At 74.0% G+C, this 11,432-nt stretch carries 12 protein-coding genes; 5 read left to right on the top strand and 7 right to left on the bottom strand.

What is annotated here, in order from left to right; genetic code table 11:
* Complete coding sequence (locus HNR10_RS30500; protein ID WP_179829403.1) at nucleotides 1-951, bottom strand: metal ABC transporter substrate-binding protein; 951 nt, start codon at nucleotides 949-951, stop codon at nucleotides 1-3.
* Between the two features lie 140 nt (nucleotides 952-1,091).
* Between HNR10_RS30500 and HNR10_RS30495 the strand changes: the two genes are divergently transcribed.
* Nucleotides 1,092-1,571 (top strand): GbsR/MarR family transcriptional regulator, encoded by a 480-nt coding sequence (locus HNR10_RS30495; RefSeq protein ID WP_179829402.1) that lies wholly within the window; start codon nucleotides 1,092-1,094, stop codon nucleotides 1,569-1,571.
* On the top strand, nucleotides 1,568-2,425 hold the full coding sequence (locus HNR10_RS30490; RefSeq protein WP_179829401.1) for an alpha/beta fold hydrolase: 858 nt from the start codon (nucleotides 1,568-1,570) through the stop codon (nucleotides 2,423-2,425). The genes HNR10_RS30495 and HNR10_RS30490 overlap by 4 nt, the downstream gene beginning before the upstream one ends.
* Nucleotides 2,426-2,440: 15 nt before the next feature.
* Here the strand turns inward: HNR10_RS30490 and HNR10_RS30485 are convergent, their stop codons facing one another.
* Nucleotides 2,441-3,217 (bottom strand): tyrosine-protein phosphatase, encoded by a 777-nt coding sequence (locus tag HNR10_RS30485; RefSeq protein WP_179829400.1) that lies wholly within the window; start codon nucleotides 3,215-3,217, stop codon nucleotides 2,441-2,443.
* A gap of 47 nt (nucleotides 3,218-3,264) precedes the next feature.
* Entirely contained in the window at nucleotides 3,265-3,915 is a 651-nt protein-coding gene (locus HNR10_RS30480) for a TetR/AcrR family transcriptional regulator (protein ID WP_179829399.1), read from the bottom strand.
* A 77-nt stretch (nucleotides 3,916-3,992) separates the two neighbouring features.
* Between HNR10_RS30480 and HNR10_RS30475 the strand changes: the two genes are divergently transcribed.
* On the top strand, nucleotides 3,993-4,937 hold the full coding sequence (locus tag HNR10_RS30475; protein WP_179829398.1) for a saccharopine dehydrogenase family protein: 945 nt from the start codon (nucleotides 3,993-3,995) through the stop codon (nucleotides 4,935-4,937).
* Between the two features lie 24 nt (nucleotides 4,938-4,961).
* Here HNR10_RS30475 and HNR10_RS30470 read toward each other — a convergent pair whose 3' ends face one another.
* A complete protein-coding gene (locus HNR10_RS30470; RefSeq protein WP_179829397.1) occupies nucleotides 4,962-5,639 on the bottom strand; it encodes a response regulator transcription factor in 678 nt (225 codons plus the stop codon).
* A gap of 55 nt (nucleotides 5,640-5,694) precedes the next feature.
* Nucleotides 5,695-6,918, bottom strand: coding sequence for a sensor histidine kinase (locus HNR10_RS30465; RefSeq protein WP_179829396.1), 1,224 nt, complete (start codon nucleotides 6,916-6,918; stop codon nucleotides 5,695-5,697).
* A gap of 212 nt (nucleotides 6,919-7,130) precedes the next feature.
* Here HNR10_RS30465 and HNR10_RS30460 point away from each other — a divergent pair, with 212 nt between their 5' ends.
* Complete coding sequence (locus HNR10_RS30460; RefSeq protein WP_179829395.1) at nucleotides 7,131-8,108, top strand: exonuclease domain-containing protein; 978 nt, start codon at nucleotides 7,131-7,133, stop codon at nucleotides 8,106-8,108.
* A 43-nt stretch (nucleotides 8,109-8,151) separates the two neighbouring features.
* Here HNR10_RS30460 and HNR10_RS30455 read toward each other — a convergent pair whose 3' ends face one another.
* Nucleotides 8,152-9,180: a hypothetical protein gene (locus tag HNR10_RS30455; protein WP_179829394.1), complete on the bottom strand. Its 1,029-nt coding sequence runs from the start codon at nucleotides 9,178-9,180 to the stop codon at nucleotides 8,152-8,154.
* Nucleotides 9,181-9,319: 139 nt separating this feature from the next.
* Here HNR10_RS30455 and HNR10_RS30450 point away from each other — a divergent pair, with 139 nt between their 5' ends.
* Nucleotides 9,320-9,940, top strand: a complete 621-nt coding sequence (locus tag HNR10_RS30450) for a TetR/AcrR family transcriptional regulator (protein ID WP_179829393.1) — start codon at nucleotides 9,320-9,322, stop codon at nucleotides 9,938-9,940.
* 103 nt (nucleotides 9,941-10,043) lie between these two features.
* On the opposite strand, the gene HNR10_RS30445 is transcribed toward HNR10_RS30450, so the two are convergent.
* Entirely contained in the window at nucleotides 10,044-11,174 is a 1,131-nt protein-coding gene (locus tag HNR10_RS30445) for a baeRF2 domain-containing protein (protein WP_179829392.1), read from the bottom strand.
* Nucleotides 11,175-11,432 lie beyond the last annotated feature (258 nt).

The raw sequence follows: 11,432 nt of genomic DNA, 5'->3' as shown, positions 1-11,432 counted from the left end.
TCAGCCTCCCGTCGCGTCGGTGAGCCCGGCCACGATCGCCTCGGCGTCGTGGCGGAGCAGGTCGAGGTAGGTGGGGACGGGTCCGTCGCCCTCGGACAGGGAGTCGACGTAGAGGGTCCGCCCCATGGCGGCGCCGGTCTCGCGGGCCACGGCCTGCTGGGTGCCGTCGTTGACGGTGCTCTCGCAGAACAGCGCGGGCACGTCGTTGTCGCGGACGAACTCGGTCACCGCGGCGACCTGCTGGGGCGTGGCCTCGGTCTCGGCGTTGACCGGCCACAGGTAGCGCTCGGTGAGTCCGGCATCGCGGGCCAGGTAGGGGAAGGCGCCCTCGCAGGTGACCAGGGCGCGCCGGGGCTCGGGAACAGCGGCCAGTTCGGACTCCAGGTAGGTGCCGACCTCGCTGATCTCGTCCTTGTAGGCCTCGGCGTTCTCGGCGTAGTGGTCGCGGCCCTCGGGGTCGAGTTCGGTGAGGGCGTCGCGGATGTTGTCGACGTAGACCAGGGCGTTGTCGGGCGACATCCACGCGTGGGGGTTGGGTTCACCCTCGTACTCGCCCGAAGCGATGGGGATGGTCTCGATGCCCTCGGTCAGCAGCGCGGTGGGGGCGTCCACGCGGGCGGTGAACTGCTCGAACCAGGCCTCCAGGCCCAGGCCGTTCTCCAGGATGAGGTCAGCGTCCTGGCCGCGGACGAGGTCGTCGGGGGTGGGCTCGTAGCCGTGGATCTCGGCGCCGGGCCGGGTGAGGGAGGCGACCTCGACGCGGTCGCCGGCGACGTTCTCGGCCATGTCGGCGATCACGGTGAACGTGGTCAGGACCGTGGGGCGGCCGTCGTCGTCGGCCGGGTCCGAGGCGGCGGCGGAGCAGGCGGTGCCGGCCAGGGTGAGCGCGGCCGTGGCGGCGAGAGCGGCCGACCAAGGTTTTGAAGGGGCACCATCTCTAAAGTTCGGCACGCCTAACTTTTTACCACAAGCGGTCCAAACTTACACATCCCAGGCGTGTTTCCGCGTGATCGATCACAAGGAGGTGCTAGGCGGCTTCCGGGCATTGCAGTCATTGCAGTAATGACTGCAATGACTGTAGTGTAAGGAGCGTGAACGATCCCACCGAAGAGGAGCTGTCCTTCGTCGACGAGGTCGCGGTGTTCTTCGAACGCGAAGGGCTGCCGCTGATCGCCGGACGCGTCATCGGATGGCTCCTGATCAGCGATCCGCCCGAACAGAGCGCCGCGCGCCTGGCCGCCGTCCTCCAGGTCAGCCGGAGCTCCATCAGCACAGCCACCCGCATGCTCACCCCCAGCGGCCTGGTCGAGGGCGTGCGCAAACGCGGCGAGCGCCAGGAGTACTTCCGGATCGCCGCCGACGGCTGGAGCCGGATGCTCGCCCGCCGCTACGCCGAGACCGCACGCTTCCGCCAGATCGCCGAACGTGGCCTGGGCGTGCTGCAAGACGACGCGCCCGAGCGCCGTCGGCGCTTGGCCGCGGTGAGGGACCTCTATGGCTTCCTCGAAGAAGAGCTGCCCGCGCTTCTGGAGCGCTGGGAACGCCAACGCGGCCAGGAGGAGGCGACATGACCGTCGACGCGGTCCCGGGCGGAGTCGATCTCGCTGAGGGGCACCTCGCCTACCACACCATGGGCGAGCAGGGCCCGCCCGTGGTGCTGCTGCACGGCGGCGGGATGGACCGGGGCCTGCTGAGCTGGCGGCACCTGGGCCCCGATCTGGCACGCGGCCACCGGGTGTTCCTCCCTGACATGCCCAAGCACGGCGATAGCTGGCCCTGGGCCGCGCGGGCCGACCAGGCCGGGCAGGTGGGCGTGCTGGGGCGGCTGCTGGACCACTGGGGGCTGGACTCGGCCACCCTGGTCGGTCTGTCCATGGGGAGTGCGGTCGCCGCCGGCTTCGCCCTGGAGTACCCCGAACGGGTCGACCGTCTGGTGATGATCGACAGCGGCGGCATCCAGGACAGGGTGCCCGCCCACGGCCTGGCCTACGTGCTGGTCAAGGCCCCCTTGTCCCGGCTGACCGCTCTGGCGCTCACGCCCGGGCTGGTGCACCGGGGCCTGCGCGACCGCACCTTCAAGGGACCCGTGGCCGGCCTCGACGACCTCGCCGCCGCGGCCTACGCGGAACTGCGTGCCAAGCGCGAGCGGCACGCCTACAGCGACTGGCAGCGCCACGAGATCGGGCCGCGGAGCATGCGTACCGACCTGAGGCCGCTGTTGGGGCGAATCGACTGCCCCGCACTGGTCGTTCACGGCGCCCAGGACGATCTGGTCCCCGTGCGGTTCGCGCGCGAAGCCGCCGAGCGGATGCCGAACGCACGACTGGTGGTCGTCGAGGGTGCCGGGCACTGGTCCCCTGTCGAGCGCCCCGCGGAGGTCGGCGCCGCCGTGCGCGCCTTCCTGGAGGAGCCGTCCCACGCCTGAGCCCGCGCGTGACGCTCAGCCCAGGAGCCGCGCCCGTAGCCGGGCGAGGTCGCGCTCGGCGACCCCCGCCGCCGAAAGGTAGGACCACGCGTCCAGGTCCCGGAGGACGTCGAGTACGCACCCGCGCGCCGTCAGCCCGCGCTCGGCCAGGCGCGACTCGATCACCGGCCCCTGGTCCGGTCGGCCCATCGCGGCGAACAGCGGCGCGAGCTCGGCGGCGGACCGCACGTAGTCGTCGGCGATCGCCTCGGCCTCCACCCCCGCCAGGGCGAGCAGCAGCAGGGCGACGATCCCCGTGCGGTCCCGTCCCGCCCCGCAGTGGAACAGCACCGCACCGGGCCCGGACCGCGCCAGCGCGGTGACCGCGGCCGCGCACCGTTCGGGTTTGCGGTCGAGGAAGGGCCGGAAGTACAGAGGGGTCCCGTGCAGCCCCCGGCGGTCGACCTCCTGCCAGAACCCGACGTCCCCGACGTCGTCCAGCGGCACCTCCACGCGTACGAGACCCGGTGGGAGCGGCGCCGCGGCCGTCGCCGCGGGGAACTGCGCGGCGCCCGCCGGGTGCGCCCGGCCCCCATCCGTGCCCGGCCGGATCTCGCCGGGGTTGCGCAGGTCCACGACGGTGCGCACTCCCGCCGTGTGAGCGGCCCGCCAGCCCCGGGCCGTCACGAAGCGCGGGTCGGCGGAGCGGAGGAAGGACCCGGTCCTGGTACGCGTGCCGTGACGGGTCGGGAGCCCGCCGAGATCGCGGGTGTTGACGAAGCCGTCCCAGGTGATCCCTCTGCCGTCGCCCATGACCGTCAGGTGTACCGGTCGGCGCGACGGAGGCAAAACACACCTGGTCACCGGCCGGGCGGAGTGTCGGCCAGGTGGGTGAGCTGGCGCAGCACGGCGTCGCGCGCCCAGAGGGACCACCGCTCGGCCGTCCAGCCGCTGTGCACAGTGAACAGGGTGAACACCTCCGGGCTGAGCAGCGCCAGCGCGGTGTCGGCGGCCTCGGCCACCTCCAGCCCCGGACGCAGCACACCGCGACCGGCCAGGGCGCGGGCGAAGACGGCCTGCACCGTCCGGCGCTGTTCGGTGTTGGTCCGCCACAGCTCCGCCAGTTCCGGGACGGAGCCGGCCGCCGCGCGCACCACCTCGGCCAGCGGCGCGACCCTCTCCATGACCTCCCTGGTCCCCTCCACCTGGAGGCGCACCTGCGTGTGGGCGTCGGGGGCCGCCAGCGCCGCGCGCACCCAGGGCCGCTCCAGGGTGGCCACCGGCTCGGCGTCCCCGGCCACGGCCTGGTCCAGCGCCTCCTTCAGGACGGCCGGCTTGGTGCCGAAGGCGTAGTACACCGTCTGCGTCGCCACCCCGGCCTCCCTTGCCACCGCCTGGATGCTGGTCGCGGAGTAGCCGTGGGCGGTGAACAGCCGGGTCGCGGCGGCGGCCACCCGGGCGCGGGTAGCACGGGACCGGGCGGCCCGGCCGTCGGCGGCGGGTGCGTCCATCGGGGGTCCTCCAGTGCGGGGGGCGTGCTGCTCCGGGTACTTTATTGTAGCGTCACTACAAAAACTTTGGAGGCGGCATGCACGCACTCGTCCTGGGCGGCTACGGCGCGGTGGGCGCTCCCACCACAGCGGCTCTGCGCGAGCGGGGCCACACCGTGTCGACGGCCGGACGCGATCCGCGCCGCGCGGACCGCCCCTGCGACCTGTCCGAATCCGGTCTGCGCGGCTACCGCGACGCACTCGACGGAGTCGACGTGGTCGTCAACGCCTCCGGCGCCGAGGACCCGGCCCTGGTGTCGGCGGCGACCGATCAGGGCCGCGCCTTCGTCGACGCCACCGCCACCACCGACTACGTGCGCGCCGTGGAGGGGCTGCTGCCGCGCTCACCGGTCCTGCTCAGCGTCGGCCTGGCCCCGGGACTGACCAACCTGCTGGCGGCGGCCGTGCACGCCGACGCACCCGGCGAGGACCCGCTCGACCTCGCCGTGCTCCTGGGCGCCGGGGAGGAGCACGGCGCGGCCGCCACCGCCTGGTCCCTGGGGCTGCTGGGGCGCAGCTTCCGCGATCCCGCCACGGGCGCACCGGTCCGCAACCTCACCCAAGGGCGCGCCGTCGACCTGCCCGGGCTGGGGCGGCGCCGCCTGTACCGGGCCGACTTCAGCGACCAGCACGCCCTGACCCGCGACCTCGGCCGCCCGGTGCGCACCCGCTTCGGGCTGGACTCGCGCACGCTCACCACGGGACTGGCCCTGCTCACGCACGTGCCCGGCGCCTCCCGGATGCCGACCGGCGTCCACGCGCTGGGCACCGACGCCTGGATCGTCCTCGCCCACTGCGGCGGCCTCCGCCGCTGGGCACGGGGGCGCGGCCAGTCCCGGGCCACCGCGCACATCACCGCCTGGGCGGCGGGACTGACCGAGGGCCTCTCCCCCGGCGTGCACCACCTGCACGAGGTGGCCCGCCTGGACGACCTGCCCGCGGAGCTGCCGCTGACCATGGGCGCCGCGGCCCGCACCGACTGAGCCCGCGCCCCGCCCGCGCGCCGCCTACGAGTCCGAACTCGCTGTCCCCCGCTCTTCCGCGGAGCCCAGGTAGCGCAGAACCGCCATCACGCGTCGGCTGTAGCCGTCGGCGCGTCCCAGCTCCAGCTTGTCGAAGATGGCGTTGACGTGCTTCTCCACCGCGCTCAGCGACACGAACAGCCGCTCGGCGATCGCGGTGTTGTTCAGCCCCTGGGCCATCTGCTCCAGGACCGCGCGCTCGCGCGGGGTCAGCCGCGCCACGGGATCGGCGCGGGTGGTGCGCGCCAGCAGCCGCCGGACCACCTCGGGGTCGAAGGCCGCCCCGCCCGCGGCCACGCGCTCCAGCGCGTCCAGGAACTCCGCGACCTCGGCCACCCGGTCCTTGAGCAGGTACCCCACGCCTTCGGAGGAGTCGGTGAGCAGCTCGGTCGCGTAGCGCCGCTCGACGTACTGCGACAGCACCAGCACGGCCACGCCGGGGTGTTCGGCGCGGATGCGCAGTGCGGCGCGCAGGCCCTCGTCGGTGTGGGTCGGCGGCATGCGCACGTCCACCACGGCCGCGTCGGGCCGGTGCTCGGCGACCGCGTCCAGGAGCGCGGCGGCGTCGCCGACGGCGGCCTGGACCGTGTGTCCCTCCTCCTCCAGAAGCCGCATCAGTCCCTCCCGCAGCAGGACGGAGTCGTCGGCGATCACCAGTCGCATGGGTTCCTCTTCGTGTCGTGGATTCGCGCTGTCGTGGGTTCGGGCTGTCGTCGGTTCACGCGGTCGCGGTCATGGGCAGGGACACGCGCACGGTGGTGGGGCCGCCCTCGGGGCTGTCCAGCCCGAGGGTGCCGTCCAGGGCGCGGACGCGGCGGGCCAGCCCGGTCAGGCCGCCGCCGTCGGGGTCGGCCCCGCCGCGGCCGTCGTCGCGGACCACGAGTTCCACGCCCGCGGGGGACCGGCGCACGTCCACGAACACCTCGTCGGCGTCGGCGTGCTTGACGGCGTTCGTGATCGCCTCGCGCGCGGCGAAGTACACCGCTGTGGCCGTCTCCGGGGGAGGGTCGGCGGCCAGGTCGTAGCGCACGGTGGTGCGCAGGGGCGTGCGCTCGGCCGCCTCGGTCAGCGCGGCCTCCAGCCCCAGGGTGTCCAGGGCCGCGGGGTAGACCCGCCAGGCCACCTCGCGCAGCTCGTCGACCAGCAGCCGGGACTCGGTGTGCGCCTGGCGGACCAGGTGGGCGGCGCGCTCGGGGTCGCGTCCGCGCTGGGCCCGCCCCAGCAGCATCGCCAGCGCCACCACGCGCTGTTGGACGCCGTCGTGCAGGTCCCGTTCGATCCGGCGGCGCTCCTCGTCCACGGCCCGCACGATCCCCGACCGGGTCCGGGTGAGCTCGTCGATCCGGCGGTGCAGCAGGTCCTCGGTGGTGGGACCCAGCAGGCGCCGGGCCAGTGCGCGCTCGGCGGCCGCGAGCCCGGTCGAGAACGCCCACAGCAGGCCCAGCAGGATCACGCCGAAGGTCACGCCCAGGGTGAGGGTGGACGCCCCCCACTGGACGCCCGGCAGGGTCAGGGTCACGTGCGAGGCGGTTCCGGTCACCGCCTCCACCGCCGCTCCGCCCAGGAACAGGGCCGTCATCATCCCGGTCGCCATGAGCAGGAGGAGCCCCGCGGCGCTCAGCGGCAGCCGGGCCAGCAGATGGGCGGCACGCGTCGCGGGGTCCGACCCCGCGACGATGGTCGAGTCGTACCAGCGGGACCGCCGGGCCGCGTCGAGTTGGGACAGCGCCAGGGTCCACCGCGTGGCCAGCGCGCCCGCCGCGTGCCTGGCCCGGGGCCGTGCAAGGGCCGCCAACAGGACCAGGGCGCAGGCGCACGCCCACACCGCGGTCAGCGCGGCGGTGAGTCCGCCCAACAGGTGTCCGACGAGTGCGCGCGCCCCCTGGGCGGCGGGCAACAGCGCCGCGCGTGTGACCTCGCCCGCGCTGGTCGCCTCACCCATCGCTCCTCCCCTCCCCGGGCCCGCCCGCGGCGGAGGGGCCCGGGCATGAGACTAGGGCGTCTTTCGCGGATCCTCACCCTGCTGCGCGAGGGGCGGCGGCCACGGGACACGGCCCCGCGGCGCCCTGATGCCGGCCGGAGTGCCGATACCGGTCATGGCGGGGGTCGCGCGGCGGTACTGTCGACACGGTTCCCAGCATCAGGAGGTGAGCGGTGGGCGACGCCTGGACCGCGATCGACTTCGAGACGGCCAACCAGGACCGCGGGAGCGCCTGCGCGGTCGGCCTGGTCCGAGTCCGCGGCGGCGTGGTCGAGGACCGCCTCACCACGCTGATCCGCCCGCCGGGCCCGGTCGACTTCTTCTCGCGGCACAACACCGCCGTGCACGGCATCACCGCCGCCGACGTCGCCGACGCCCCCGGTTGGCCCGAGGTACTGGACCGCATCGTCGAGTTCAGCGAGGGCGGCCCGCTGGTGGCGCACAACGCCGCCTTCGACATGGGCGTGCTGCGCCAGGCGAGCGAGATCAGCGGGCTGTCCCACCCGGCCTGGGACTACGCCTGCACCCTGGTGCTGTCCCGCCGCACCTGGGGCGAGCTGCCCGACCACCGCCTGCCGACCGTGAGCGCCCACGTGGGGCACACGATCACCCGGCACCACCGCGCCGACGCCGACGCCGAGGCCGCCGCGCACATCATGATCGCCGCCATGCGCCGGCACGGCACAGCGTCACTGCCCGAGCTGGCCGAGGCCTCCGGAGTGCGGCTGCGACGGCTGGAGAGCGTGCGGATCGCGTCCCCGGCGCCGCCGCAGCCGGTGTCCGTGCCCGCCGCAGCGCCCGCGGGTGAGGACCGCTTCTCCCACTGGCAGCGGGTCTCGCGCACTCCGCTCCCCCAGCCCTCCTCCGACGCCGACCCCTCCGGGCCGCTGTACGGGCGCACGGTGTGCGTCTCCGGCGACCTGGAGTCGATGGACAAGCCCGAGGTGTGGCGCCGCGTCGCCGAGGCGGGCGGGCATCCGGCCAAGAACGTCACGAAGAAGACCGACGTGCTCGTGGTCGGGGGCAACGGCGGCGGGGGCAAGACCGCCAAGCACCGCCAGGCCGAGACCTACCGGGAGCGGGGCCAGCGCATCGACTTCGTCACCGAGCCCGAACTGCTCACGCTGCTGGGCATGACCGCCGCCTCCTGACAGGCCGCCCCGCCCCACCCCCTCGCCCGTCCCTCCCCCGGTCTCACCGGGTCCTGGCGCGCCCGAACGCGGCCAGCGCGTGGAAGGCCTCCTTGGGCTCCCAGGGGAGCCCCGGCCAGGCGGTTCCGGTGCGGCCGTGCGGAAGGACCCGGACCACGCCGAAGCTCGCGGTGTCGAAGTCCCGCGCGGGATCGTCGGAGGTGGGCAGGTCCCGGCGGGCGAAGGTGTTGACGAAGGCCGCGTCGGTGCCCTCCTCCTCGTGCGCGGCCAGGAGTTCGCTCACGTACCGGGCCTGTTCCCGTTCGTCGCGCACCACGGTCGGCGCCAGGCGCACGGGACGCGACCGCTCGTCCCACTCCACGACGGACTCGCCCCGCCCGCCCAGATCCGCGGCGCCGCGGTGGGTCGTGCAGCCGAACTCGGTGGCGGCGAACGGCTTGCCCTGCGCGGTGAGCTCGCGCAGCCGGTCCCGGAACGCGGGCGCGGTGGCCGCGTCGCGGTAGCCGGCGTCGGTGGCGACCAGGTCGAAGGGCGCCCAGTCCACGCCCTCGAAGGGCAGGGAGGCGTAGGTGAGCCTCCCGCCGAACCGGGTGCGCGCGTCGGCCGCCGCCCGGCCGAGGAAGTCGTTGATACGGGTGTGCAGCGCTGGAAGCGCGGCCCGCAGCCGCTCGGGTGCGGCCAGGACCGCCAGCCGCTCCTCCAGGGTCTCCCCGGGCAGGAAGCCGTCGGTGAACAGGCTGATCTCCGATCCGGTGAGCAGCACCACGCGGGCGCCCCCGCGGCGCAGGCGCTCGGCGCGGTCGGCGGCGTCGGAGAGGAAGGCCGCCAGGTCCTGGCGGGTCAGGCCGTTGGTGAACGGCGAATACCACACCTCCAGGCCCGCGTCGGCGGCGTGGCGGGCGGCGGTCTCCAGGCGCTCGGCCACTCCCCCGGTCACGCGGACCGCGTCGCAGTGCAGGTCACGGCGGATGATCTCCATCTCGCGCCGCACGGTGGCGGGGTCGAAGGGTTCGTGGGTGGTCGTGCCGGCGGTCGTGAATCCGGTGTCGTACGTGATGCCGAGGGTGCGCATGGGTCTCCGGTCTCGTCCATGGCGAACGCAAAAAGGGTACGCGTAGTACCTTGCTTGTGTCGTGGAGAGTACATCATCGACACTTCTTACGGTACGCTCGGTACCGTCAATGGGGGTGCGGGTCATGGAGGGTGCGGCGATGACGTCCGGGACGCACGAGGAGGGGGCCGGTCCCCGGCCCAGGCGCAGAGGCGCCGCACTGGAGGAGGCGATCCTGCGGGCGGCGGCGGAGGAGCTGCGCGAGTCCGGCTACGCGGGGATGACCATGGACGGGGTCGCCCGGCGCGCCGGCACCAACAAGAACGCCATCTACCGGCGCTGGCCGCACCGTGCGGCCCTGGGCGTGGCGGCCTACCGGCACCTGGCCAGCGACCGCGAACCCGCGCCCGACACCGGCTCCCTGCGCGGGGACGCGCTGGCGCTGCTGCGGCGGGCCAACGCCACCTGGTCCTCCCCGCGGGGCGCCGTCCTGCGGGACCTGCTCGCCGCCGGCGATGACCCGCGGCTGATCGCCCTGCTGCGCGAGAACGCGGGCGACAGCGCCATGGACGCCGACTGGCTGGCCGTCCTCGGCCGGGCGGTGGCGCGGGGCGAGGCCCACGCGCAGGCCGTGCACCCGCGCGTGGCCTCCGCGCCGATGACCCTGCTGCGAGGCGAGTACGCCCTGCGCGGCCGGCCCGAGATCCCCGACGCGGTCGTGGTCGAGATCGTGGACGAGGTCTTCCTCCCACTCGTCCACGGGAGGGCCCGGCGGGCGTGAGTCCGCACCGGCCGCGAGGGCCGGCAGGTCGCCGCTGCCGGCCCGGTGCCGCGGGCGCGGCGGCCCCGCTGCGAGCACGGGGCCGCCGCGACGGCGTCGGCCGCTACTTCGGGAAGCGCAGGGTGGCCCCGCTCTCCCCGCTGGGTTCACCGTGGTCGAGCATCTCGGTGAACGCGGCATGGCCCATCACCGCCGAGCGCAGCATCACCGCGCTGGCCGGGGCCTTGAACACCGAGTCCGGCGAGCCCAGCTTGGACGGGTTGGACGTCACCATGCTCGGCTCGTCCACGGAACCCCACAGGTGGGGCTCCTGGGACCGGTCGGCGCCCAGGACGAGAATCTCCACGCGCTTCTCCGACAGCATCGGCAGCGTCTCGTAGGTCCCCTTCACGGCCTGGTCGTGCGCGAGCTTCTCCTGGTACTCCGCCAGGAAGGCGTCGTGCTTCTGTACGACGAACTCGCGCAGGGCCTGCTCGGCCGTCTCGTGCAGCCGCTCCTGGGCGCCGGTGCCGCCCCGCCCCCCGGAGATGTGCCGCACGGGGATGGTCAGACGGCGTTCGCCCAGGTTGTCGCGCAGGTAGGAGATGGCCTCGTCGTCGCCGCCGACCAGGATCACCTCGGCGTCGACCTGGGCCACCGCCTCCCTGACGCGCTCGGCCACGGCGGCGGTGTTCTCACGCCAGAGCTCCTGTTGGACGTACTTGTTGGCGAAGCGGCCGTTGTAGCCGCTGCGGTTGCCGGGACCGCCGCGCGCCTCCACGTCCATTCCGCGGGCGTCCTCACCGGTGAGCTCGTCCTCGGACACGGCCCCGTGCGTGGGGTGGGCCGGATAGCCGAACACCTTGGCGTGCACCCTGTCCAGCGCCACCAGGACGTAGGGGACCCGGCGGTCGCGGTCGACCACCAGGGGCAGGACGTCGGGTACGGGCATCCACGTCGCGCTGTCGCGCTGGGGAGGGACCGCCAGGGTGTGCGCGTCGAGGATCTGCCCTTCCGAAGCGAACAGGGCCTGCCCATGACTGCCGAACGCGCGCGATGTGCGTTCGACCACGGCCTCCGCCAGCGCGTCGAGCGTGGCCTCGTCGGTGCCCAGTTCCGCGAGCTCGTCCCGCAGGTGACGCCAGCGCAGCTCGATCGCCCTGTCGGCGTCGGTGGTGTCGCGGCTGGTGTCCAGGTGCACCGAGGCGACAAGGCTGTCGCTCTCGTACAGAGGTCGCAGAAAACCTAGGTCCATGATCCGCGGGGCGCGTCTCCCCCGCCCCGCCACCTCCTTTTCGGGGTCGGCCTGGGGGCCATCCTGGGCCTGATGGTGCCTTCGGTACCCACGCCACGTCGCGCCAGACACGCTCCTTGCCCAAGGATGTCCCGGACTTGCCCGGGAACCGAACCGGTAGCACTCCGGGTGCTTGGATGTGACCCGCGGTGTCCGACCGGAGCTGGTCGCGAACTGTCGGGTGCGGGTGGGGCGCCCGTTCCTACTGTCGGTGGTGGC

Source organism: Nocardiopsis aegyptia (assembly GCF_013410755.1).
Classification (GTDB): domain Bacteria; phylum Actinomycetota; class Actinomycetes; order Streptosporangiales; family Streptosporangiaceae; genus Nocardiopsis; species Nocardiopsis aegyptia.
Note: the sequence above shows the minus strand (reverse complement) of the source record. Positions and strands in the feature narration are given on the sequence as shown.